Source organism: Sphingopyxis granuli NBRC 100800, assembly GCF_001591045.1.
Classification (GTDB): Bacteria; Pseudomonadota; Alphaproteobacteria; order Sphingomonadales; family Sphingomonadaceae; genus Sphingopyxis; species Sphingopyxis granuli.
Map to the genome: position 1 here is coordinate 1 of NZ_BCUA01000064.1, position 23998 is coordinate 23998.

The 23998-nt window shown below is 69.3% G+C and carries 24 protein-coding genes and 1 pseudogene; 13 read left to right on the forward strand and 12 right to left on the reverse strand.

What is annotated here, in order from left to right; translation table 11 throughout:
• Positions 1–661 (reverse strand): hypothetical protein (locus tag SGR02S_RS14045; RefSeq protein WP_082797153.1); only part of this gene is annotated, 661 nt, incomplete at its 3' end.
• 23 nt (positions 662–684) lie between these two features.
• A complete protein-coding gene (locus SGR02S_RS14050) occupies positions 685–1887 on the reverse strand; it encodes a TIGR04063 family PEP-CTERM/XrtA system glycosyltransferase (protein WP_067111049.1) in 1203 nt (400 codons plus the stop codon).
• Positions 1888–1982: 95 nt separating this feature from the next.
• Here SGR02S_RS14050 and SGR02S_RS20285 point away from each other — a divergent pair, with 95 nt between their 5' ends.
• From SGR02S_RS20285 to SGR02S_RS14085, 8 genes are all read left to right on the forward strand, one after another.
• Complete coding sequence (locus SGR02S_RS20285) at positions 1983–2153, forward strand: hypothetical protein (RefSeq protein WP_169799691.1); 171 nt, start codon at positions 1983–1985, stop codon at positions 2151–2153.
• Positions 2146–3525 (forward strand): putative O-glycosylation ligase, exosortase A system-associated, encoded by a 1380-nt coding sequence (locus SGR02S_RS14055; protein ID WP_067111052.1) that lies wholly within the window; start codon positions 2146–2148, stop codon positions 3523–3525. The genes SGR02S_RS20285 and SGR02S_RS14055 overlap by 8 nt, the downstream gene beginning before the upstream one ends.
• A 58-nt stretch (positions 3526–3583) precedes the next feature.
• A complete protein-coding gene (locus SGR02S_RS14060; RefSeq protein ID WP_067111054.1) occupies positions 3584–4594 on the forward strand; it encodes a DNA topoisomerase IB in 1011 nt (336 codons plus the stop codon).
• A 65-nt stretch (positions 4595–4659) separates the two neighbouring features.
• Positions 4660–5790: a mechanosensitive ion channel family protein gene (locus SGR02S_RS14065; protein ID WP_067186890.1), complete on the forward strand. Its 1131-nt coding sequence runs from the start codon at positions 4660–4662 to the stop codon at positions 5788–5790.
• Positions 5791–5883: 93 nt separating this feature from the next.
• Positions 5884–6342 carry a MaoC family dehydratase gene (locus SGR02S_RS14070; protein WP_067111056.1) on the forward strand — a complete coding sequence of 153 codons (459 nt, stop codon included), beginning with the start codon at positions 5884–5886 and terminating at the stop codon, positions 6340–6342.
• A gap of 63 nt (positions 6343–6405) precedes the next feature.
• Positions 6406–7587, forward strand: a complete 1182-nt coding sequence (locus SGR02S_RS14075; RefSeq protein WP_067111058.1) for an acetyl-CoA C-acyltransferase — start codon at positions 6406–6408, stop codon at positions 7585–7587.
• Positions 7587–8183: a carboxymuconolactone decarboxylase family protein gene (locus SGR02S_RS14080; protein WP_067111060.1), complete on the forward strand. Its 597-nt coding sequence runs from the start codon at positions 7587–7589 to the stop codon at positions 8181–8183. Before SGR02S_RS14075 ends, SGR02S_RS14080 begins: the two co-directional genes overlap by 1 nt.
• Positions 8184–8202: 19 nt before the next feature.
• Complete coding sequence (locus SGR02S_RS14085) at positions 8203–8493, forward strand: putative quinol monooxygenase (protein WP_067111062.1); 291 nt, start codon at positions 8203–8205, stop codon at positions 8491–8493.
• An 88-nt stretch (positions 8494–8581) separates the two neighbouring features.
• Here SGR02S_RS14085 and soxR read toward each other — a convergent pair whose 3' ends face one another.
• Positions 8582–9052 (reverse strand): redox-sensitive transcriptional activator SoxR, encoded by a 471-nt coding sequence (gene soxR, locus SGR02S_RS14090; protein WP_067111065.1) that lies wholly within the window; start codon positions 9050–9052, stop codon positions 8582–8584.
• A 326-nt stretch (positions 9053–9378) separates the two neighbouring features.
• Here soxR and SGR02S_RS14095 point away from each other — a divergent pair, with 326 nt between their 5' ends.
• Together SGR02S_RS14095 and SGR02S_RS14100 are read left to right on the forward strand one after the other, a co-directional pair.
• Complete coding sequence (locus SGR02S_RS14095; RefSeq protein ID WP_067111068.1) at positions 9379–9780, forward strand: VOC family protein; 402 nt, start codon at positions 9379–9381, stop codon at positions 9778–9780.
• Between the two features lie 74 nt (positions 9781–9854).
• Positions 9855–10316, forward strand: coding sequence for a pyridoxamine 5'-phosphate oxidase family protein (locus tag SGR02S_RS14100; RefSeq protein ID WP_067111070.1), 462 nt, complete (start codon positions 9855–9857; stop codon positions 10314–10316).
• A gap of 33 nt (positions 10317–10349) precedes the next feature.
• Here the strand turns inward: SGR02S_RS14100 and SGR02S_RS14105 are convergent, their stop codons facing one another.
• Positions 10350–11342 (reverse strand): dipeptide epimerase, encoded by a 993-nt coding sequence (locus SGR02S_RS14105; protein WP_067111073.1) that lies wholly within the window; start codon positions 11340–11342, stop codon positions 10350–10352.
• A gap of 24 nt (positions 11343–11366) precedes the next feature.
• Here SGR02S_RS14105 and SGR02S_RS14110 point away from each other — a divergent pair, with 24 nt between their 5' ends.
• Positions 11367–11762, forward strand: coding sequence for a YkvA family protein (locus tag SGR02S_RS14110; protein ID WP_255211485.1), 396 nt, complete (start codon positions 11367–11369; stop codon positions 11760–11762).
• A gap of 126 nt (positions 11763–11888) precedes the next feature.
• Here the strand turns inward: SGR02S_RS14110 and SGR02S_RS14115 are convergent, their stop codons facing one another.
• Positions 11889–13109: a polyhydroxyalkanoate depolymerase gene (locus tag SGR02S_RS14115; RefSeq protein ID WP_067111076.1), complete on the reverse strand. Its 1221-nt coding sequence runs from the start codon at positions 13107–13109 to the stop codon at positions 11889–11891.
• A 239-nt stretch (positions 13110–13348) separates the two neighbouring features.
• On the opposite strand from SGR02S_RS14115, the gene SGR02S_RS14120 reads away from it, so the two are divergent.
• Positions 13349–15151 carry an ABC transporter transmembrane domain-containing protein gene (locus SGR02S_RS14120; RefSeq protein WP_067111080.1) on the forward strand — a complete coding sequence of 601 codons (1803 nt, stop codon included), beginning with the start codon at positions 13349–13351 and terminating at the stop codon, positions 15149–15151.
• 37 nt (positions 15152–15188) lie between these two features.
• Complete coding sequence (locus tag SGR02S_RS14125) at positions 15189–15725, forward strand: DUF1993 domain-containing protein (protein WP_067111083.1); 537 nt, start codon at positions 15189–15191, stop codon at positions 15723–15725.
• Between the two features lie 533 nt (positions 15726–16258).
• Here the strand turns inward: SGR02S_RS14125 and SGR02S_RS14130 are convergent.
• The 7 genes and pseudogenes from SGR02S_RS14130 to SGR02S_RS20290 all read right to left on the reverse strand — a co-directional run.
• Positions 16259–17377 (reverse strand): OmpA family protein, encoded by a 1119-nt coding sequence (locus SGR02S_RS14130; protein WP_067111084.1) that lies wholly within the window; start codon positions 17375–17377, stop codon positions 16259–16261.
• Positions 17378–17514: 137 nt separating this feature from the next.
• Positions 17515–17961 carry a DUF2793 domain-containing protein gene (locus SGR02S_RS14135; RefSeq protein WP_067111087.1) on the reverse strand — a complete coding sequence of 149 codons (447 nt, stop codon included), beginning with the start codon at positions 17959–17961 and terminating at the stop codon, positions 17515–17517.
• Positions 17962–17975: 14 nt separating this feature from the next.
• Complete coding sequence (locus SGR02S_RS14140) at positions 17976–20153, reverse strand: phage tail protein (RefSeq protein ID WP_067111089.1); 2178 nt, start codon at positions 20151–20153, stop codon at positions 17976–17978.
• A gap of 12 nt (positions 20154–20165) precedes the next feature.
• Entirely contained in the window at positions 20166–20567 is a 402-nt protein-coding gene (locus tag SGR02S_RS14145) for an NlpC/P60 family protein (RefSeq protein WP_255211486.1), read from the reverse strand.
• Positions 20560–21411 carry a phage/gene transfer agent baseplate hub protein gene (locus SGR02S_RS14150; protein WP_255211487.1) on the reverse strand — a complete coding sequence of 284 codons (852 nt, stop codon included), beginning with the start codon at positions 21409–21411 and terminating at the stop codon, positions 20560–20562. Before SGR02S_RS14150 ends, SGR02S_RS14145 begins: the two co-directional genes overlap by 8 nt.
• 5 nt (positions 21412–21416) lie before the next feature.
• Positions 21417–23738, reverse strand: coding sequence for a DUF2460 domain-containing protein (locus tag SGR02S_RS14155; protein WP_067111091.1), 2322 nt, complete (start codon positions 23736–23738; stop codon positions 21417–21419).
• Positions 23738–23998 (reverse strand): annotated as a pseudogene (locus tag SGR02S_RS20290) (tail tape measure protein); the annotation flags it as partial. The pseudogene SGR02S_RS20290 and the gene SGR02S_RS14155, both read right to left, overlap by 1 nt.

A 23998-nucleotide genomic window follows, 5' to 3' on the forward strand; every position in this document is an offset into this window, starting at 1 on the left:
CCAGCCCCGCCTCGAAGCGGGCGACCATCGCGCCGAGCGACGCGTCGGCCGGATCGGGCATCGCGGGGCCGGCCGCCTCGACCGGTTGCAGCCAAGGCTCCGCGCCTTCGACGAAGGCGTCGTCGGGCGCGAGGTCGGCAAGGATCAGCGTATCGTCGGCCTCCGCCGCTTCGGCGGGAAGCGACTCCGCCGGGGCTTCGGTTTCGGCCCCGACGGGCAGCGGCCCCAGCCCCAGCGCCGGCAGGTCGCGACCGGCGCGGATCGGCGGGCGCGGCGGCGCGTCCGGATGGAGATCGGCGCGACGGCGCGGCAGCGCGTCGTCGGCCGCGCCCCGACGGCGACGGCGGCGCAGCGCGCCGAGTCCCGCCGCATCGGGGCTGGCAGCGATCAACGCGACCAGCCCGGCGATCAGCGCCGCCACCGCCGCCATGCCGAGCGCGAGCGCAAGCCGGCCGGCATCGCCGACCGGCGGTACGAACAGTTCCGACAGTCGGTCGAGATAGAGGTTCCAGCTGATCCCCATGACCCAGCCCGACGGCATCACCGCGCCGAACAGGAAGGTCAGCGCCGCCGCTCCGATGATCGCGGGCATCGCGGGGCGCAGCGCGCGCCACAATGCGGCCGCGGGGGCTTTGGCAGGCTTTTCGCTGGCGTCGTCCATATCGCTCCAGATCCGCATGATCGCTAAAGGCGCAGCAATCGCTGGTAAACCGGTTCGTAACGTAGAATGTTTGACGACCAGTTACGATGGGTTTCGACGAAGGCGCGCGCCGTCCGCCGCCGCGCGTCCCAGCCCGCCCGGTCGGCGAGCAGCGCGGCGAGCGCCCCGGCGACCGCCGCCGGATCGTCGGGGGCGAACAGCGTGCCGGTCACCCCATCCTCGATCAGCTCGCGGTGCCCGCCGACATCGGACGCGGCGACGAGACGCCCCTGCGCCATCGCCTCGAGCGGCTTGAGCGGCGTGACGAGGTCGGTGAGCCGCATCTTCTTGCGCGGATAGGCGAGGACGTCGGCCAGCGAATAATAATGCTCGACCCGCTCGTGCGGCACGCGGCCGACGAAATGGATGCGGTCGGCGACCGGCGAAGCCGCCGCCTGCGCCTTCAGCGCCGCCTCCCGCGGGCCGCCGCCGACGAGCAGCAGCCGCGCGCGGGGCTGGTGCGCCGCGAGCGCAGGCATCGCCGCGATCAGGTCGTCGATCCCCTCATAGTCGTAGAAGCTGCCGATGAAGGCGATCACCGCGTCGTCGGCCGCGATACCGAGCTCGGCGGCGAGCGCGTCGTCGCGCGGGGGCGGGTCGCCGAACAGGTCGAGATCGACGCCGTTGGGCGAGACGATGATCTTCGCCGGATCGACCCCGCGCGCGATCAGGTCGCCGCGCAGCCCTTCGCAGATCACCGCGACCGCGTCGGCGGCCTTGACGACATGGGTTTCGATGCGCCGCGTCAGGCGGTAGCGCGCACTTCCCTCGCGCCCGGTGCCGTTGCCGACCGCCGCATCCTCCCAGAAGGCGCGGATTTCATAGAGGACGGGGATGCCGAGCCGCCGCCCCGCGCGCAGCGCCGCGAGCCCGTCGAGCACCGGCGAATGGGCGTGGAGCAGGTCCGCGCGCCATTCGCGCGCCAGCGCCTCGACCCGCGCCGCGAGCGCGCCGATCTCGCGCCATTCGCGGATCGGCGACGGCGCCGGGGCGATCGGAGCGGTGCGGTGGAAGGTCAGCCCGTCGACGACCTCGCACGCGGGGCCCGGCAGCGGATGGCGCACGGCGGTGACGCCCGCGACCTCCCACCCCTTCGCCGCCTGCGCCTTCATGATCGCGCGGGTGCGAAAGGTATAACCGCTGTGCGCGGGCAGGCTGTGATCGAGGACGTGGAGGATGCGGGTCATTGCGGTCGCCTATGCCCGACAAGCCTTAACGCCGCGTCAACCCCGATGCTATAGCACCGCCGCATCCGCAGGCGCACAGCAAGGCCCAGCCGTCCATGATCGACAATCTCTCGATTGGCCTCACCCATGCGCTGATGGCGATCGCACTGTGGCGCCTGCTCTATCGCGACGACCTCGACAACGAGGTGAGCCCGCGGATGCTATGGCAGCGCCGCCGCGACGCGGAGGCGGCGGCCGAGGCCGCGCAGGAGCCGCGCGATGCGTGACATCGCCTTCGTCGCCTTTCTGTTCGCCTTCATCGGGGTCGGTTTCCGCAAGCCGTTCCTGTTCATCCTCTGCTTCTGCTACATCGACATCGTCGCGCCGCAGCGGCTCAGCTATTTCCTGATCAATTCGATCCCGATCTCGCTGATCGTCTTCATCCTCGCGATCGGCGGCTGGCTCGTCCTCGACGACAAGCGCGACACGCGCTGGTCGGGCCGGCAGGTGCTGCTGGTCCTGCTGCTGATCTATTGCGGCGTGACGACGATGTACGCCGATTTCCCGGTCGAGGCACAGGACAAATGGAGCTGGGTGTGGAAGGCGCTGGTGTGGGCGATCTTCCTGCCGCTGACGCTGCGCACGCGGCTGCGTATCGAATCGCTGATCCTGATCATGCTGCTGTCGGCCGGGTCGATCGCGATCGCGGGCGGCCTCAAGACCGCGGCGGGCGGCGGCGGCTATGGCGAGCTGCAACTGCTGCTCAACGAGAATTTCGGGCTCTACGAAGGCTCGATCATGTCGACGGTGGGGATCGCGATCATCCCGCTGATCCTCTGGTACCGCCGCCACGGCACCGTCTTTCCGCCCGACTGGCGCGTGTCGCTCTTCTGCTTCGCGCTCTGCTTCGCCTGCATGCTGCTGCCGGTGGGGACGCAGGCGCGCACCGGGCTCGTCTGCCTCGTCGTCCTCGCGGTGCTGTCGCTGCGCGCGGTGCGGCACCGGCTTCTCTATGTCGCCGGCATCGGGATGCTGACGCTCGCCGCGATCCCCTTCCTGCCGCAAAGCTATACCGAACGGATGGAGACGATCCAGGGCTACAAGGCCGATTCGTCCGCATCCACCCGCGTCGCGGTATGGAAATGGACCTGGGACTATGCGAAGGACCATCCGTTCGGCGGCGGTTTCAACGCTTTCCTCCAGAATCAACTCCGTGTCGAGCGCCAGGCCGGCGCCAATGACGAAGGCGCGCAGGGCGGGCCGATCGTCTATGAGGACAAGGGGCGCGCCTATCATTCGAGCTATTTCGAGATGCTGGGCGAACAGGGCTATCCGGGGCTGGCGCTGTGGCTGCTGCTCCAGGCCGCCGGGCTTGTCCAGATGGAACGATTGCGCCGCCGCTATCTGAAGACCCGGCGCGCCGAGGAGCAATGGATCGCCCCGCTCGCGACCGCGCTCCAGCACGGGCACATCGTCTACATGGTCGGATCGCTGTTCGTCGGCATCGCCTTCCAGCCCTTCATCTACATGATGCTGGCGCTGGAGATCGGGCTTTCGACCTATTGCCGCCGCCGCGAGCGCGAGGCGGGGTGGCGGCCGCTGATGGCGCGCCCGGCGCAGGTCCCGGCCCGCCAGTCCTTTTCGAACGCGCGATCTTAGCGCGCACGTCTCACCCCGGGACCGGGAACCATCGGGCGCCGCCGGACGCTATGCCCTCATGCCCCGCGCCCGCCTGATCCATGTCGACGACAGCCTGCCCGGCATCCGCCGCGAACGCTCCGGCGACGGCTGGCGCTATCGCGACGCGAAGGGCCGGCTGATCCGCGATCGCGCCGAAATCGCGCGGCTCGACGCCGTCGCGCTGCCGCCCGCCTATGAGGATGCCTGGTTCTGCCCGGCGCCGAACGGCCATATCCTCGCCACCGGCTATGACGCGCGCGGGCGCAAGCAATATCGCTATCATCCCGATTTCCGGCTGGCGCGCGACGCGGGCAAATACGACCGCTGCGCCGCCTTCGGCCAGGCGCTGCCGCTGCTGCGCGCGCGACTTCAGGACGATCTTTCCCGCCGCACGCTCTGCCAGGAGCGCGTCGTCGCCGCGGTCGTCCGGCTGCTCGACCTCGCCGCGCTGCGCGTCGGGAACGAGGAATATGCCGCCGCGAACAACAGCTTCGGCGCCACCACGCTGCGCCAGCGCCACGCGCGGCTGTCGGGCGCGACGCTGCGCCTCAGCTATCGCGCCAAGGGCGGCGCGAGGCGCGAAGTGACGATCAGCGACCGGAATCTGGCGACCCTCGTCCGCCGGCTGCAGGACCTGCCCGGCCAGCATCTGTTCCAGTATCGCGACGCCGACGGCACCCACGCGGTCGCGTCGGACGACGTCAACGCCTATATCCGCGAGGCGATGGGGGAGGATTTCAGCGCCAAGCATTTCCGCACCTGGTGGGGCAGCGTCGAGGCCTTCGCCTTCCTGTACGAGGCGCCCGAGCCGCCGTCGCTCAAGGCGGTGCTCGGCCACGTCGCGGCGCGGCTCGGCAACACCCCCGCGGTCGCGCGGCGCGCCTATGTCCACCCGGCGATGATCGCCGCCGCGCAGGCCCGCGGCGACTTCGCGCAGGCGGCGGGGCGGCTGCCGCGCGCGACCCGCTATCTTTCGCGTTACGAACGCGGATTTTTGACCTATCTGGAGCAGGCGCCCGATGCCGCGACGCTGCTCCGGTCCGCCTGACCCTTTGACCGATTTCGAGGACCGACGTGACCCTGCCGATTTCCGCCGCCACGCCGCCGCCCGTCATGCAGGGGCCGTTCGCCGACCTGCGCGACATGTGGAACGGCTCCATCGCCTGGGTGAACAGCCATTGGCTGCAGATCGCGATCGCGATCGGCGCAGGGCTCGTCATCTATGCCCTGCTGTCGCTGGTGCGGACCTTCGCGCTGAAGCGCGCGCAGGCGGCGCCGGGGCAGTTCACGCTGACCGACATCGTGGGGCGCGTGATCCACAAGACCAAGTCGACGGTGCTCGCGATCGTCGCGATCCGCATGGTCGCGGGCTATGCCCAGCCGCCGGCGACGATCCTGCAGATCATCCAGTTCGTCTTCACCATCGCCGTCGCGCTGCAGGTCGCGATCTGGGCGCGCGAGATCGCGATCGGGCTGATCCAGCGGCGCGCCGCCGACGGGCACAACGAAACGCTGACCAATGCGATGGGCATCATCCGCCTGCTGATCAGCGTCGCGCTGTTCGCGATCGCGGCGATCGTCATCCTCGACAACATGGGGGTGAACGTCACCGGGCTGGTCGCCGGGCTCGGCATCGGCGGCATCGCGATCGGCCTCGCGGCGCAGGGCATATTTTCCGACCTCTTCGCCTCGCTGTCGATCATCTTCGACCGGCCGTTCCGCGTCGGCGAGACGATCAAATACGACACCAGCACCGCGACGGTCGAGCGCATCGGGCTGAAGAGCACGCGGCTGCGTTCGGTCAACGGCGAACTGCTCGTCATCTCGAACACCAACCTGCTGTCGAAGGAGATCACCAACTACGCGCATCTCCACCGCCGCCGCGTCCAGTTCTCGATCGGGGTGATCTATCAGACCAGCCCCGCGATGCTGCGCGCGCTGCCCGCGCTGCTGGAAGAGCAGGTAAAGGCGGCGGGCCATGACTTCATCCGGTCGAGCTTTACCGGCTTCGGCCCGTCGAGCCTCGATTTCGAATTGCTGTTCGACGTGCATGCGGACGATTACAACATCGTCGCGGCGGCGCGCGGCGATGTCGCGGTGCGGCTGTTCGAGGCGATGACCGCGGCGGGCTACGACTTCGCCTATCCGACGCAGACGACCTTCACCGCCGCGCCCGACGGCACGATGATTCTGCCCTTTGCCGAAGACACGGCAACGCCGAAGGCGAAGCGCACGAAAGAGTGACGCTACGGCGCCGCAGCGTCGAGCCAAGGCTCTTGTGCAATGCGGCATGAACGGCCTAGAACCGCGCCTTCAACAAGCTCGAGAGGATGAGACATGGGCGCGATTCCGCCGCAGGAGATGCAGAAGCTGGTCGGGCAGACGCTCGGCAGTTCCGAATGGGTGCTCGTCGATCAGGAGATGATCAACAAGTTCGCCGACGCGACGGGCGACCACCAGTTCATCCATATCGACGAGGAAAAGGCGAAGCTGACGCCGTTCGGCGGGACCATCGCGCACGGGTTCCTGACGCTGTCGCTGTTCCCGCTGCTGATGGCCAAGTCCGACTGCCCGCGCCCCGAAGGCGTGAAGATGGGCGTCAACTATGGCGGCAACAAGGTCCGCTTCCTCGCCCCCGTCCGCTCGGGCAAGCGCGTGCGCGGCCATTTCAAGCTGCTCGAGCTCGAAGAGAAGCGCCCCGGCCAGTGGCAGCAAACGCTCGAATTCTCGGTCGAGATCGAGGGCGAGGACAAGCCCGCGCTGATCGCCGAATGGATCAGCCAGTTCTTCGTCTGATCCCGTTCAACCGGCCGCCCTCCCCCGAAAGATCCACCGGACCCAAACAAGAGGATTATCGACATGCGTGACGCCGTCATCGTTTCCACCGCCCGTACGCCGCTGACCAAGGCGGCGCGCGGATCGTTCAACAACACACCGTCGCCGACGCTCGGCGCCCATTCGGTCAGGGCCGCAGTCGAGCGCGCCGGGCTCGAAGGCGGAGAGATCGACGACGTCCTCTTCGGCGCCGCGATGCAGCAGGGTTCGCAGTCGCCGAACGTCGCGCGCCTGATCGCACTGCGCGCCGGCCTGCCCGTCACCGTTCCCGGCATGTCGATCGACCGTCAATGCTCGTCGGGGCTGATGACGATCGCGACCGCCGCGAAGCAGATCATCGTCGACCGCCAGGACATTGTCGTCGCCGGCGGCGTCGAATCGATCTCGAAGGTCAGCGGCAGCGGCAAGGTGTTCATCGAGCCCGACGCCGAACTGATCGCGATGCACAAGGACACCTATATGCCGATGATCGGCACGGCAGAGGTGGTCGCGAAGCGCTACAACATCAGCCGCGAAGCGCAGGACGAATATTCGCTCCAGTCGCAGCAGCGCACCGCCGCCGCGCAGGCCGCGGGCAAGTTCGCCGACGAGATCGTCCCGTGCAAGGCGACGATGGCCGTGGTCGACAAGGAGACCAAGGAAGTCTCCTACAAGGAGGTCGTCGCCGACAAGGACGAGTGCAACCGTCCCGACACGACGCTGGAAGGGTTGGCCAGCCTGAAGCCGGTGATGGGCGAAGGCCACACGATCACCGCGGGCAACGCCAGCCAGCTTTCGGACGGGTCGTCGGCCGCGGTGCTGATGGAGGCCAAGGTCGCCGAAAAGCGCGGCCTGACCCCGCTCGGCCGCTATGTCGGCATGGCGGTCGCGGGCACCGAGCCCGACGAGATGGGCATCGGCCCCGTCTTCGCCATCCCCAAGCTGCTCGAACGCTTCGAGCTGAAGATGGACGACATCGGTCTGTGGGAACTGAACGAGGCGTTCGCCGTGCAGGTCCTGTATTGCCGCGACAAGCTGGGGATTCCGGGCGACCGCCTCAACGTCAATGGCGGCTCGATCTCGATCGGCCACCCGTTCGGCATGACCGGCGCGCGCTGCGTCGGCCACGCGCTGATCGAGGGCAAGCGCCGCGGCGTCAAATATGCCGTCGTCACCATGTGCATCGGCGGCGGCCAGGGCGCGGCGGGACTGTTCGAGATCCTCTGATGCGCCTCGACGCGCCCCGGATCGAGCCGGTCGACCTCGACCGGCTCGATGCCGACCAGCGCGCCGCGCTCGAACCCTTCCTTGCCCCCGATACCGGAGCGGTTGGCGGCAAGGTCGGGGGCGGCCGGGTGCTCAACATCTTCCGCACCCTCGCCCACGCGCCGAAGGCGCTGACCGCCTTCCTCGGCTGGGGCAGCTATATCCTGTCGAAGCGCAACGCGCTGTCGGCGCGCGACCGCGAAATCGTGATCCTGCGCACCGGCTACAACTGCCGCTCGGGCTACGAATGGACGCAGCACAAGCGCATCGGCCTCGACAGCGGCCTGTCCGAAAGCCAGATCGAACGCATCAAGGCCGGCCCCGACGCGGACGGCTGGACCGATATCGAGCGCGCGATGCTGCGCGCGACCGACGAACTCACCGGCCGCCATTTCGTCACCGACGCGACCTGGGCGGCGCTCGCGCCGCTCGGCGACAAGGGGCGCATGGATCTGGTGTTCACCGTCGGCCAATATACGCAGGTGTCGATGATCCTGAACAGCTTCGGCATTCAGGTCGAAGAGGGGTGGGAGGTCGATCCCGACCTTCGCGCCTGATCAACAAAGGGAGAAGAATATGAGTGCCATCGGCGTGATCGCGACGCTGCGCGTGCAGCCCGGCAAGGAAGCCGATTTCGAGGCGGCCTTCGCCGAACTTGCCGCCGCGGTGAATGCGGACGAACCCGGCAACAGCTTCTACCGCCTGTTCCGCACCGACGAGACCGGGACCTACAAGGTGCTCGAATGCTATGACGATGCCGCGGCAGTCGAGGCCCATCGCGCTTCGACGCACTTCCGCGAGATCGGCGCCCGTTTCGGCCCCTGGCTTGCCGGCGCACCCGATGTCGAACGGTTGAGCGCGGCCTGACTGCGGCCGTTCTTCTCCCTTCCCGCAGGCGGGAAGGGAAATCGGCGCTATCCTTCAAAGGCCGCCCCCCGGGGCGGACGCGTTGGCGTCACGGCACCTCCGCAATCTCGCCCGCGCGGTCGCCGAGCACGTAGCGCGGCCCCGCGCCGCGCTGCGCCGCCTTGTCCTCGCGGTTGTAGAGCCCGCATTTCTTGAGGCTCAGGCAGCCGCAGCCGATGCACTGGTCGAGCAGTTCGCGCGTGCGGCTCAGCGCCGCGATGCGGGCGTCGATCCGCGCGCGCAGCCCGGTGCTGATCCGCGTCCAGTCGGCGGCATTGGGGGTGCGCCCCGCCGGCAGGCGCGCCAGTTCGTCCGCGACCTCGTCAAGGCTCAGCCCCATCTGCTGCGCGATCAGGATGAAGGAGACGCGGCGGATGTCGGCGCGCAGGAACCGCCGCTGCCCGCCGCCGGTTCGCAGCGCGGCGAGCAGCCCCTTCGCCTCGTAGAAGCGAATCGCCGACACCGCGACGCCGGTGCGCGCCGCCAACTCGCCGATCGCGATCAGGTCGGTCCGGTGCATCTGCTTTCTCCCGTCATTGCGAACGGCAAAGCCGTGCGGCAATCTCCAGCCATCGGCCTTGCGCCCGCCGACCGCCGGAGATTAGGGCCTGATGACGTCGGATTGACCCGCTTCGTCATTGCGAGCGGAGCGAAGCAATCCAGAGCAGTCTACGCTCACTCTGGAGTGCCGCGCGGCTTTGCCGCTCGCAATGACGAACCCAACCGATGTCATCATGCTCCAGCGCCCGCCTCCCGCTCCGCTCACGGGGGCGAATAAAAGCCTTGATCTAAACCTCACTTGAACTTTCATATTGGTGCGCGTCAACCCGAATCAGGAGAAAATCCGTGACGCGCCCCTTCATCGAGCATGTGAACGTCACCGTCAGCGATCCCGAGCGCAGCGCCGCGCTGATGGCGGCGATCTTCGGCTGGCGCGAGCGCTGGCGCGGCCCGGCACGCGACGGCGGCACGACGATCCACGTCGGATCGGACAGCGCCTATGTCGCGCTCTACACCGGCCCGGGCGGCGCGCATGCCGCGCAGCGCTATCCGAAAGGCGAACCGCTCAACCATGTCGGAATCCAGGTCGACGACCTGGACGTGATCGAGGCGGAGGTGATCGCGGCGGGCCTGGTGCCCTTCGCGCATGCCGATTACGACCCCGGCCGCCGCTTCTATTTCCTCGATCCCGACGGCATCGAATATGAGGTGGTGAGCTACGCCGCGGTGCAGCCCGCGACGGGATGAGCAACATTGCCGCCGCTGCCGCGTTGATCGGTCATCGGGGTGTTTTGGGGGAGGTCGAAAAGGAGTCTCTACCGATGAGCGATATCAAGCAGGATTTCTGGAAGGCGCTCGACGCCAGCCCCTATGTGATGGTCGGCATGACCGGCGAGCACGCGCATCACATCCCGATGAATGCGCAACTCGACAAGGATGCCGACGGCGCCTTCTGGTTCTTCACCGCGACCGACAACCGCCTTGCGGGCGGCGGCGCGGCGATGGTGCAATTCGCGTCGAAGGGCCACGACCTCTTCGCCTGCCTCGCCGGCACGCTGCGTCCGGAAACGGATCGCGCGGTGCTCGACAAGCTCTGGAACAACGGCGTCGCCGCCTGGTACTCCGGCGGGAAGGACGACCCGAAGCTCGTCCTGCTGCGCTTCGACATCGGCGATGCCGAAATCTGGACCGCCGAACCGGGCCTCAAGGGCATGTTCAAGCTCGCGACCGGCATGACGATGAAGGAAGGCGAACTCGGGCAGCACGCAACGGTATCGCTGTAGGACGCCGTCGCTGATCCGGACAAGCGGGGCCGATTACCCCACCGGCGGCCCGATCCGCCCGTCGCGAAACGCGAACCCGCCTTCGCGGTCGCGCGCGAGCAGCGCCGGGCCGTCGAGATCGACCCAGCGCGCCCGTTGCGCGAGGACGAAGGCGGGGGCGATCGCCAGGCTGGCGCCCAGCATGCAGCCGACCATGATCGACAGCCCCGCCGCATCGGCGGCGTCGGCGATGCGCAGCGCCTCGGTCAGGCCGCCCGCCTTGTCGAGCTTGATATTCACCCCGTCGTAGAAGGGACCGATGCGCGCGACGTCGGCGGCGGTGTGGCAGCTTTCGTCGGCGACGAAGGGGATCGGCGCATAGATGGGATCGAGCAGCGCGTCGGCGCCCGCGGGCACCGGCTGCTCGATCATCTCGACCCCCATGTCGGCGAGCGCTTCGGCCTCGCTCAATATGTCGACCTGTCCCCAGCTTTCGTTGGCGTCGGCGATCAGCCGGGCATGCGGCGCGCCCCTGCGCACCCCGGCGACGCGCAGCCGATCGTCCTCGCCGGTCAGTTTGATCTTGAGCAGCCGATAGCCGTCGGCCTCGGCGGTCGCCGCCCGCTCGGCCATCGCGCCGGGGGTGCCGAGCGAGATGGTGAAGGCGGTGACGCGCGCGGTCGGCGCCCCGTCGCAGCCGGCAAGCTGCCAGAGCCGAAGCCCGCGCTGCCGTGCCTCGAGATTCCACAGCGCGCAGTCGAGCGCATTGCGCGCCGCGCCCGGCGGCATCAGTTCCTGCACCGCCGCCCGCGCATCGGCCGCGCCCATCGCGGCGATATGTGGCGCCGCGCGCAATATCCGGTCGCGGCATCCCACCGCATCCTCGCCCAGATAATCGACGGGGGTTCCCTCGCCGCGCCCGACGCAGCCGTCCGCCGCGACCTCGACGACCACGACATCGACATGAATCTTCGCGCCGCGGCTGATCACGAACGGCTCGGCGACCGGCCAGCGTTCGACGCGCGCGCTTTTCAGTTGGATGGCCATCGAAGAACAGTAATGCTGTGCGCCATGACCGGCAAATCCCTATCCGAACGCATCGGCGACCTCGGCCACCGCCTCGCCGTCGAGGCGCACGCCGCCTGGCTCGCGGCGCGCGACCCGCGCACGCCGTGGCTCGCGCGCTTCCTCGCGGTCGCGGTCGCCGCCTATGCGCTGTCGCCGATCGACCTGATCCCCGATTTCATCCCTTTGCTCGGCTGGATCGACGATCTGCTGATCGTTCCGCTCGGCCTGTGGGCGGTGCGCCGGCTGATTCCCGATCCGCTATGGACCGAACTCCACGCCGCCGCCGAAGCCGCAAGCGACCGCCCGTCGAGCCGCGCCGGCATGGTCGCGATCCTGCTGATCTGGGCGGGGTTGCTCTATCTCGTCTATTGGAGCGTGCGGACGTCGCCCTGGCATTGAAGCGCCGCTGGGAACAGGCGGCGCCGAAGGTCGTCGGGTGGGAAGCGAATGTTTGAGTTACGCTCTGCTTTCCCCTCCCGCTTGCGGGAGGGGGGACAAACGTCAACTCTCGACCGAAAGCCGCCCTCACCCCCCGTTGGCGCGTATCCACTGCTCGACCACCGGCGCAATCTCCTCGCGCCACTTGCGGCCGTTGAAGATACCGTAATGGCCGACGCCCTTCGCCATCAGATATTTCTTGCGCTCCGCGGGCAGCGATTTCGCGAGCGTCAGCGCCGCCCTGGTCTGGCCGATCCCCGAAATATCGTCGCGCTCGCCCTCGATCGCGAGCATCGCAATATCCTCGATTGCGGTCAGGTCGACCTTGCGTCCGCGATGTTCCATCTCGCCCTTGGGCAGCAGGTGGCGCTGGAACACGGCGTCGACGGTCTGGAGGTAGAATTCAGCCGTCATATCGCAGACCGATCGATATTCGTCGTAGAATTCCTTGGTCTTGTCCGCGCTCTCGCCATCGCCGTCGACCAGATGCTTGAACATCTCCCAATGGCTCATCATGTGGTTGCCGAGGTTCATCGACATGAAGCCCGCAAGTTGGAGGAAGCCGGGATAGACGCGGCGCCCGGCGCCCGGATAATAGGCGGGCACCGTCGCGATGACATTTTCCTGGAACCAGGCATGGGGGCGCGTCGTCGCATGCTGGTTGACCGCGGTCGGCGCCTTGCGCGTGTCGATCGGTCCGCCCATCATCGTCAGCGTCTTCGGCCGGCACTTGTGCCCGTCGGCCGCCATGACGGCGGCGGCGGCAAGGCACGGCACCGACGGCTGGCATACCGCGAGCATATGCGCGCCCGGCCCGATATGGCCGAGCCAGTCGATCAGATAGTCGACATAATCGTCGAGGTCGAAGCGCCCCGCCGTCAGCGGCACGTTGCGCGCGTCGCGCCAGTCGGTGATCCACACGTCATGATCGGGCAGCATCCGCTCGACCGTGCCGCGCAGCAATGTCGCATAATGGCCCGACATCGGCGCGACGATCAGCAGCTTCGGCGCCCCCTTCGCGCCCTTGTGCTTGAAATGCTTGAGTTGCCCGAACGGCTTGCGCGCCTCGATCGCCTCGGACACCCGCACCGCTTCGCCGTCCACGACCGTCTCGTACAGATCGAAGGCGGGCTTGCCGCGCGGCGCCGCCGCATGCGCGAACACCTCGAGCGCGGAGGCGAACATCGGACTGCCGCCGAAATAGCCGAGCGGGTTGGCGGGATGCTGGATCGCCTGCGCCCCCGCGGTGGCCAATGCGCTCGCCCCGGCGAGCCAGCTCTTCTGTAAGTCAAAGGCTTGATACAGCATCGTGCAGTCGTTCCTCGCGTCCGTTCCGGCGCGTGTTGCGCCCCCTGTTTTCGCGCCAGTCTTACGCCTTCGGTTCCATTGTGCAATGCATCAAAGCCACCAACGACGGCGCAAGCGCGAGATTATCGGGAAAAAGTGCTGGTCGCGGGCGATCCTGTCGTGCCGCTTCAAGCCTTGTGAAGCGCAGCGCCATTCTCAGACATTGAGCGTCCCCACCGCGGCTGCTAGGGCCGTCGGCGATGGCGACCGCATCCGATCAATCCGCCCCCGCCGACCCGTCCGAGCCGCGGCGACGCAAGCTCGGCAGCCTGCGCATGGTCTGGCGCTATGCCAGCCGCTACCCGCTCGCGCTGCTCGTGGCGGCGGTGGCGCTCGGCGTCGCGGCGCTCGCGACGCTCGCCATCCCCTGGCAGTTCAAGGAGATGATCGACAGCGGCTTCGTCGCCGGCGGCGGCGATGTCGCGCCGCATTTCCGCCTCTTCTATCTGATCGTACTGATGCTCGCCGCGGCGACGGCGCTGCGCTTTTATTTCGTGAGCTGGCTCGGTGAACGCACCGTCGCCGACATCCGCGAGGCGGTGCAGCAAAACCTGCTGCGGCTTGCGCCCGGCTTCTTCGAGGAGAACAGGCCGTCCGAAATCGCCTCGCGCATGACGTCGGACACCGCGATCATCGAACAGATCGTCGGCACGACGGTGTCGGTGGCGCTGCGCAATCTGGTGATGGGCATCGGCGGCATCGCCTATCTGTTCACCCTGTCGCCCGCGCTCACCAGCGGCATCCTCGTCGGCATCCCGGTGATCATCATGCCGATCGTGCTGCTCGGCCGCCGCCTCCAGAAAGTGTCGCGCACCAGCCAGGACCGCGTCGCCGACATCGGGGCGACCACCGCCGAACAGCTGGGAGCGATGAAGATCGTCCAGGCTTTCGGCCAGGAACCGCGCGAGGCGGACCGTTTCACCGCCGCGGTCGAGGCCAATTTCGCGACCGCCAAGCGCCGCATCCGGCTGCGCGCCTTCATCACGGCAACGGTGATCGGCCTGCTGTTCGGTGCGATCACCACCCTGCTCTGGTACGGGGCAGAGGGCGTGGCGGCGGGGACGATCACTGGCGGCACCATCGCCGCCTTCGTCCTGACCGGCGGCCTCGTCGCGGGCGCCTTCGGCGCGCTGACCGAGGTCTATGGCGACCTGCTGCGCGCGGCGGGCGCCGCTGAGCGGCTCGGCGAACTGCTGGAGGCGGAACCGGATATCGCCCCGCCCGCGCATCCGCGCCCGCTTCCCGAGCCGCCGGTCGGCACGCTCGCCTTCGAGCATGTGACCTTCCGCTATCCGACGCGGCCCGACATGCCCGCGCTCCACGATTTCTCGCTGACCGTCCGCCCGAACGAGACAGTCGCCATCGTCGGGCCTTCGGGCGCGGGCAAGTCGACGCTGTTCCAGCTCGCCGAGCGCTTCTACGATCCGCAGCACGGCCGGGTGCTGCTCGACGGCGTCCCGCTTCCCGAGGCCGATCCCGCCGCGATCCGCGCGCGTATCGCGATGGTGCCGCAGGAAACGGTGATCTTCGCCGCGTCGGCGCGCGACAATCTGCGCTACGGGAACTGGGCGGCCACCGACGAACAATTGTGGGAGGCCGCGCGCGCCGCCAACGCCGAGGATTTCCTGCGCCGCCTGCCGCAGGGGCTCGATACCTTCATGGGAGAGGGCGGCGCGCGCCTGTCGGGCGGCCAGCGCCAGCGCGTCGCGATCGCGCGCGCGCTGCTCCGCCGCGCGCCGCTACTGCTGCTCGACGAAGCCACCTCGGCACTCGACGCCGAGTCCGAACGGCTCGTGCAGGACGCGCTCGAGGCGCTGATGCACGACCGGACGACGATCGTCATCGCGCACCGCCTCGCGACGGTGCGCGCCGCCGACCGGATCGTCGTGATGGATGAGGGGCGCATCGTCGAGGAAGGGCGCCACGACGACCTCGTCGCCGCCGACGGGCTCTACGCCCGCCTCGCGCGCCTGCAATTTCAGGACAATATGGCTGCGGTCTGATCCCGCGATCCCCTCCAGCGCCCGAAGGATGCCCGTCATGCTGTACGATCTCACCGTTCCCGCCTACGCCAACGGCCTGCGCGCCCTCTCGGCCCAGCTCGAAAAGGCGCTCGCCTGGGGCGCCGCGAACAATGTCGGCGAGTTGCAGTTCATCGCGGCGCGGCTGGCGCCCGACATGTTCCCGCTCGCGGCGCAGGTCCGCTTCACCTGCCTCCAGGCGGTCCAGCCGCTCGCGCGTCTCGGCGCCGCGGGCGCGCCCGCGCTCGCGGAAGACGCTGCGGATTTCGCCGGGCTTCAGGATCAGATCGCGGCGACCCTCGCCTGGCTCGACACCGTCGATGCCGCGACGGTTGACGCCGACCCTGCGCGGCCGGTCAGCTTCGACCTGCCCAACGGCATGGCCTTCGACATGGACGCGAAAAGCTACATCCGCGACTGGGCGCAGCCGCAATATTATTTCCACCTCGTCGCCGCCTATGCGGTGATGCGCCACATGGGCGTCCCGCTCGGCAAGGCCGACTATGTCGGCTACATGATGCAATATCTGCGTCCCGGCACCGCCCCGACCACCTGACCGCCCGGCGGAACCGGGCATTCAGCGTGCAGCAACACGATGCCTGAGGCCATGAAATTCGCGCAGAGGCGCAGAGATCGCAGAGACTTCCACTTCACGCGATGGTGTGGAGAGCGATAGAGTCATCAAAGCCCTCGATCCCGCCGACTTAACCCTTTCCGGAAGAATGACTGCTTTTCCGCGACGAATATCCATCCCGTCCGTCCGGGTAAATTCTTGGAACGGCGTCCGATAAATTCGAGCCACCCTCTCTTCCGCTCGCGCTGAGCTTGTCGAAGCTCCGCTTTTCGTTGAGCCGCGCAGAGACGATTAATCCTCGCAAATGCCTCGCGGATTCTCGGGATGGATTCCGACACGCTCAAAGCAAGCAACAGCGATTCGAGCGCACCGCTCCCAGGTTTCCGTTCCGCGTCCCTGCGCAAAAGCTCCCGGTCCGAACATGAAATGCCGCCACGAGCCCAAAAAGAAAGGGCGGCACCTTTCGATGCCGCCCTTCGCTTTTCGTCCGAACCCTTTCGGGCTGGAAATCGAACTTACATACCCGAACCCGGACCGTAGGTGATTTCCACGCGACGGTTCTGGTCGTTGCGGACCCCGTCGGCGGTCGCAACCGCCGGGCGGGTTTCGCCGAACGCCTGCGTCGTGATCGAGCCGTCCGAGACGCCACGCGCGGTCAGATACGCCTTGACCGCGTCGGCACGGCGCTGCGACAGGCCGACGTTGTACTTGGCCGAACCCGAACGGTCGGCGTGACCGGCGAGCATGACCTGCTGACCGCTGCAGCCCTGGTTGTAGGCGCTGATCGCGTTGTCCAGCGTCGAAGCCGCTTCGGGCGTGATCGCCGACTGATCCCAGTCGAAGTACACGATATACGGTCCCGGTGCGCACACGACCGGCGGAGGCGGCGGAGGCGGCGGGGGAGGCGGCGGCGGCGGGGGAGGCGGCGGCGGCGGGGGAGGCGGCGGCGGGGGCGCCTCGGCTCCACCGAAGTTGTAGGTCAGCGTCCCGAGCAGCGAGTGCGAACGGAAACGGCCCGACACGTCGCGGCCGAGCTGGTCGACCAGGTCGAGACCATCGGCGTTGAAGAAGCGATACTTCAGGCCGACATCCCAGTTGTTGCTGATCGGCGCGCGGACGCCCGCGATCGCCTGCCAGGCGAAACCGGTATCCGAATCGTCAAGCCAGGCACCCGCGAAGACGGGTTGGACCGAAACGCGAGCGACACCCGCGCCACCGCCGATGAAGCCCTGGATGCCGTCATCGTCACCGAAGTCGAACATACCGTTGACCATGAAGCTCAGCGCATTGCTGTCGCCGTTCATGGGGTAGTTGCCGGTCACGAGAGGACCACCGTTGGCCAAGGCGGGAACGCCCGGCGCATTGACGGATGCGTTGCGGATATCGGCTTCGCGATAGCCCACTTCCACTTCCGCGCGGAAGCCGCCGAAGTCGTAGCCGACGACGCCTTCAAAATCATATCCCTTGCGGTGATCCAGACTGACAGCATTGGCTGCAGTGCCGATATCGAGGTCGATGTCCTCGACGATCGTGACACCACCACCGACACCAACATACCAAGAGTTGTCGCGCGCCACGGCGGGCGACGCGAGGGCAGTGGAGGCCAACGCCACGGCGACGGCTAGCTTCCTCATAACAGATTCCCCTTTCAATTGAGATATACGTCTCGACAGACGTCCTACTCGCGGCTTTGGTTCCACGCAAGATAACAAATCGCTAATCTGTTGCCAAAAAGTCGCAGTTGAGCCCCGAATGCAACGAAAAAACCCCTCTAAATCAGCATGCCATGCGCTTTGAGCGCGGTCATCAGCGCCTCGATCGCCGTCCGCGCCTCGGAATCGACCGTCGCTCCACCCACCGGCTGGGCGACCGCGCCAGGTTCGACCCACGCGCCGTCCGCGAATCGCAGCCACGCCCCGTCCCGCGACCGCACGACCCGCATCCCGGGCCGAGGCTCGGCGAAGCGCCAGCCGCCGGCCGTCCATACCGCCAGCGCCGCCTCGCGCCCCGCCCACGCGCCGCTCGCCGGGGCACCGACGATCCAGCATTGTCCCGCATCCGGCGCCGCCGGCGGCGCGGCGAGCGGCCCATCCTCGACGCTCGCCTGCAGCAGCGCGTCGATCAGTACGAGCGCCTCGTTATGCGTGATCTCCTTCTGCGCCTGCGCCTGTACGAGCAGGGGCAGCGCGAACCGCGCGGTGACGGGCAGGTCGGTCATGCCGAATATCCTTTCTATTTAAGAGTTAGAAGAAGCGGTGCCGACGACAGAGCATCGCCGATCTGACGGATCGCGATCAGGCTGCCGGGCGCCAGCGCGTCCGCATCCGCCGCCGTCAGGCGCAGCATCGGAACCTCCAGGTCCCACGGCCCGATCCCGTCGGCCGCCGGTTCGAGCGAAACGCGATACAACTCGCGAGTCTCGCCGAGCGGCAGGTCGACATGGTCGCGCCAGCCGCCGTCGGCCCGGCTCCGCCGCGCCCAGCCGATGACCAGTCCGCCTTCTCCATCGGGCCGGACCCGGCCATGCACTGGCGCAAGCGGGCGCAGCGCGCGCAGGCCCGCCGGGACGGGCAGGTCGGAAAGGCTCGTGTCGTTCCACGCCGCCCATTGCAGGCGCGCGCCGCCGCCCGCCACCCACTCGCCATGGTCGGCGGGGATCGGCAGCAGCGCGGGATCGTTGAGCAGCAGGAAGGGCGTTCCCGCCGCATGCGCCACCGCGCTTTCGGTGCCCGCGCGGCCGCGCAGCATCCGCGTCAGCCGCCATCGCCCGGGCGCGAGCGGTTCGGCCCCGCCAAACTGCACCAGTTCGTCGCCGACCATCGCGCGATTCGCCCCGCCGAGCAGCATCGCGTCGCTCACCGCCTCCAGTTCCATCGCCGGATCGATCAGCGCGACGATCGCCGCGCCCGCATCGTCGAACAGCAGCGCGCCGCCCGGCGCCAGCGGCTCCGCCAGCACGCCCAGCGCTGCCGCCGGGCGCAGCGTGCCCAGCGGCATCGGCGCGGCATCGGGCATCGGCACGAACCAGGTGTCGGCACCGCGCCACCCCGCATTGCTTCCTGCGCCCGCGATCACGACCTGCGGCGCGGTCGCCGCCGCCGGGCCCAGATTCGGCAGGTCGAAGGCGCGCACCAGCGCCGTCGCTTCCGGCCAGTCGGGTGCGCGCACCGGCGCGCCGGAATCGGCGGGCAGCATGTCGAGGTCGAGCGGCTGGTGCCGCCGCAGTTCGACTTCGACCTGCGTATCGCGAACCGTTCGCGCGGCGATCCGCCATCGGCTGCCGTCGCCCGCGATCGCCACCGCCCCCACCGGCAGCGCGAGCGCCGCCAGGTCCATTCGCCAGACGCAGCTTTCACGCCCGTCGGCCGCCGCGGCAGCCAGCCGCTGCGCCAGCGCCCGGGCGGCCGCGGCGGACAGGACGGCGGGCAGGTCGATCCGCTGCTCCGCCGCGCCGCCGCCCGCCACCGGACCGGTCTGCTGGCCGAGTTGATAATCGCGCTCGCGATCATAATGGCGCAGGCGAATGGTTCCCGGCACATCGGCCAGCGGCGCGCGGCGGCACTCGACCCGGTCGCGTGCCGCCTCTTCGCGGCGCGCTTCGCGGAAACCGGCGAGCAGCACCGGCGCGCGCGGGCTGTCCGCAGGCGCCAGCCGCCACCCGCCGGGGTCGCTGGCCAGCCGCACCGCATCGGCATCGAACAAGGGCGCCAGCGCCTCGCGCAACCGGTCGCCGGACGCCGCATAGCCGGCGAAGCGCGTCCCGCCGAGGCAGCGCCCCGCTTCGCCGAACAGCGTATCGCCGACCAGCCCGGCGTCGATGGCCCCGACATCGGCCTCGACCTCGAAGGTCAGCGACGGAATGCGATTGCCGAAGGCGCCGAGTTCCAGTTCCTCGAACACGGCATAGGCGATGCCGCGAAAGCCGCTGGCCGACGCCGGACCGAGCGCCGAGGCGATCAGCGGGTCGGCGGGCTGGTCCTCGCCGCCGTCATGCCAGCGAAAGGTGCAGCGCTGCTGAAAGCCGCCGCTCGCGCCGCGCAGCAGGTTGCCGTCGGCCCAGATGCGCCGGATGGCGCGGATCGGCCGCGACGACAGCGCCACCGCCAGCGACACGGCATAGCTATATTCGGTGACCGACGCGCGCCCCTTGCCGCCGCCGCGCTTGCTGCGCCGCTCGATCAGGTCGGTCGCCCAGATCACGCTGCCCGCGACGCGCATCGTCCCGAACAGCTGCGGTATCTGCTGGCCATAGGTCGATGCCTGCACCTTCAGGTCGGCGAGGCGAGGTCCCTCGCGGCCCTTGGGGCGAAAGATCGCCGCGTCGGCCTGCTGCCCGATCGCCGCGCCGATCGCGGCGCCGACCGGGCCGCCCACGATCCCGCCGACCACCGTCAGCACCAGCGTTGCCATGTCCGTCCCTCCTCAATCCAGCCGCCATCGCGCCGCCGTCCGCGCCGTATCGTCCAGCGGCGTCTCGACCACGCGCCGCAGTCCGGCATGTGCGTGAACCATCGTTTCGCCGCCCAGCAGCCCCAGATGAAATTGCTGCGCGGGCAGCGCGATCACCGCGACATCGCCCATCGCGACGCGGCCTTCATCGCGCGCGAACCCCGCCGCCCGCAGCGCCGCGACGATCCGCGCATCGCTCCACCCGCGCAGCGGATAGGCGCGCGGCCGCGGCAGCCGCCGCCCCGCCGCGGCATAGGCCGCCCATACCAGCCCGACGCAGTCGAGCCCGGTCGCGGGGTCGCACCCCTGCGGCCGGAACCGCGCGCCGATCATCCCACGCGCCGCCGCAAAGGCGCGCGCGCCGATCTCATCCACCGGGGTATCGCGTCAGCAGGTCGTTGCCCGGCAGATGCGCCTCGCCGCGAAAGTTGATCGCATTGGCAAAGCGGTCGCGGCAGGTCGAAAGCTGCTGGTCGCACCCTTCGGTCAGCCGCACCCGCACCGGCAGGTCCAGGGGCACGCCCGGCGTCTCCGCCAGCATCAGCACTGCGCCGTCGGCGGCGATCACCGGGCTCGCCAGCCCACAGGCCGCTCCCTCCATCCAGACGAGTTCGCCAAAGGCCATCGCCCCGCCCCCCACCGCCGCGTCGAGCGTCACCGACCGCCCCTCGACCGCGACGACGCGGCGCCGGTGCGTCCGCGACGCCAGATCGACCCGGCACGCCCGGTCGCCGAGCGACGCGCGGCACGAAGGAGAGGTCGCGGGGCACGCCGGCCGGTCGAGCAGCCGCGTCACCCCCTGCAACTCCGCCGAAAAGGCGGCGCCGCGCCGCTCGATCGCGCCCAGCGTTCCGCGCGCCACCGTCACCGGCGCTGCTTCGGGATTCTCCCAGTCGGTCACGAACAGCCGCAGCGCCGCGCCGTCCCAGCGCCCGGCATCAAGATCGTCCGCCGCGATCGCGTCGCTCGCCACCGCGCCTTGCAGGTCGAGCGTCTCGGTATCGAGGCTGTCGCGCGTCTCGATCGCTGACGGTTTCATTCCCGGCGCGGCCCGATAGAGCAGCCCGCCGACGAACAGGTCGCGGTCGTGCGAGGTCAGCCCGATCGTCACCCCGTCGCGTCGTGACAGGCGCCAGCACCAGGCGAGCGTCACGACTTCGGCGCGCAGCCACGCGGGCGCCGCCGTCATCGCACCGAAATCGTCGTCCACGCTCGTCATCGCACTCACCATGGCGCCCGCACCTCGACCAGCGGCACACTCGTCACTTCACCCGCGAGGAAAGTCGCGCGGCTGACCTCCAGCCGATCCTCGGCAAAGCGCACCGGCACGTCGAACAGAAAGCCCGCGCGCACCGCCGCGCCATCCGCCGGTGCGACGTCGAACGCGACCTCGCCATCGCCCGTCAAGGTAAAGGCTGCCGTCTCGACCCCGCCCACCGACGCGCGGACGCTGCCCGCGACCGGCAGCCGGATCGCGCGCGCTTGCGCCGCCTCGCCACTGCCATAGCGCTTGACGAGCGCGAACTGCCGCCGCGCCCCGTCGCCGATGCCCAGCCATTGGTCGGCAAAGCCCGGCGGCCCGCCGTCCGCCGCCGAGCTGTGGTCGAACGGATCGCGGAAACGAAAGCCGCGCGCCGCACCGCGCCGGGCGCGGAAGAAATCGGCGAGGCGGCGCACATCCGCCTCCGACCGGATTCCCGGCCCCGCGTCGTAGCGCATCCGCGCATCGGCCCATTCGCTCGCGCGCTGCTCGTGCCCGGAGGGCGAGGCGACGATCTGGGTGGAGAATTCGGTCGCGACCATCGCCTCGCGCCCGATCGCGAGCGGAAAGTCCACTGCATCGAAAGCCTGCATCTCTTCCTCCCCCTCAAAGGCCGTGAAACCGTCGCGCGCGACCTGCGGCAGCGCCCAGACAAAGGCACGCGCCACCCCCGCGCGGCGCGTCCGCGCCGCCGCCTCGGCGATCGCGCGCCATTGCCCGCGATCCTCGCCGCGCAGCACGAAGCCCGCGAAATAATGCTGATCCGCGACGGGATAGCCGAGCCGCGCGACCATCGCCGCGCGCGCCGCATCGGTCTCGGCCCCGCGCCCGCCCGTCACCCAGTCATAATCCTCGAGCTGCAGCACGTCGAACGCCGGCGCCGCCCAGCCCATGGGCACATTGGCGCGCCGCAATTCGGGTGCCGCCGGGTCGAGCACCGTCGGCAGATAGACGAGCAGATGGCTCGTGAAGGGCGCCGCCCCCGCCTCGTCGCGCGCCGCCGCGACCAGCGCCGCGGTCGATCCCGCCAACAGCGCGCCCAGCGCGTCAAGCATTGCGCGCTGCCCGCTGTCCAGCGCGCCGCGCACATCGGGAATCGCGACGCTCGCCGCGCCCAGCATCGCCGTCGTCGCGGCATCATAGGCGCAGAGCCGCCCGTCCGCCGCGACCCACCACCACGGCTCGCCGACCTGGAACTTCACCGGCAGGCCCGCGTCGCGCCCGATCGCCGCGAACGCCCGCGCGACGAGTTGCAGCCACCCCATTGCCTCGGCATGCGCCGGCGACAGCAGGGTCGACGGCGGCTCCCACCCGGTCAGCGCCGGTGCGCCGTCGGCGGCGCGCTGCTTCCAGCTTTCGGGGCAATAGGCATCGAACAATTCGTAGGAGAGCGACCAGATCAACCCCAGCCCCGCGCCCGCGCAGGCGCTCGCCAGCGCCCGGTGCCACGCCGCGGCGGGCGCGTTCAGCACTCCGCCCGCAGCCTGCACGCGATAGCCGCCGCCCTCGGCCGCCAGCCGCATATAATGGCTCATCCCGACATAATGGACGACGTCGCCGCGATAGCCGAGCTGCTCCACCTGCCGCACCACCCGCGCCGGGGTCAGGTGATAGCAGTCGTCATAGCCGTTCGCGATCCCCAGCCGCTGTTCGGGCAGCACCGCGTCGCCGATCGCCAGCACCGACCCCGATCCCGAACAGGCGATGTCGCTCACCTCGACCCAGCCCTGCGCCGGCGCCGCAAGCGCGCCCGCGCCGCCGTCATAGCCCGGCGCGACCAGCGAGACGAACAATCGGTCGACGTCGCCCGCCCACACCGGGTCGCTTTCGCCGGGCAACAGGAAACCGCCGGCCAGCGCATCGAAATCGAGCGTCACCACCGCATCCTCGGGGCTGCCCTCGGCATAGTTCCACAGCCGCACGTACCAGGCGCGCGGGCTTCCCGCCGCGTCGCGCCCCTCGATCGTCAGCGTCGGCCCGTGCAGCGCGTCGAGCGGTTTCACCCCGCCCGATCGCCAGCGGAAGCGCAGCCGCACATGCCGGAAATCGCGCCGCGTCTCATAGGCGAGCAGCGGGTGGTCCCAGCGGTCCTCCGCTTCCCAGATCAGCCCGGCCAGGTCCGCCCTGTCGTAAAAGACCGCCTCGACGCGCAGTGCCGTCGGCGCGGTCGTCACCACGCTCGCCATCATCGGCCGCGCGAAATCGACGGTCCAGAAACGCGGGTCGAAGCGCTTGATCCAGCCCTTGCGGTGATGCGGCTCGGCCGCGACGAGCGCCCAGCCCATCAGCCTTCGCCCTCTGCCACCGCGCGCCGCACCGCGCGCGCCAGCTGCCGCCCGGTCTGCGCGAGCCGTCCCGGCGCGCTCGCCGCTTCGCCGCGCACGTTCACCGTGATCGCGATATTGCGCACCGCCGCGCCCGCCGCGGGCTCGATGCGCCCGCTCGCGTCCGGCACGAACAGTTCGGGTCCGCGCTCGCCGACGCGATAGGCGCGCCCCGCGCTCACCGGTCCGCCGGTCGCGCGGCCCGGCGCGCCGAGCAGCCC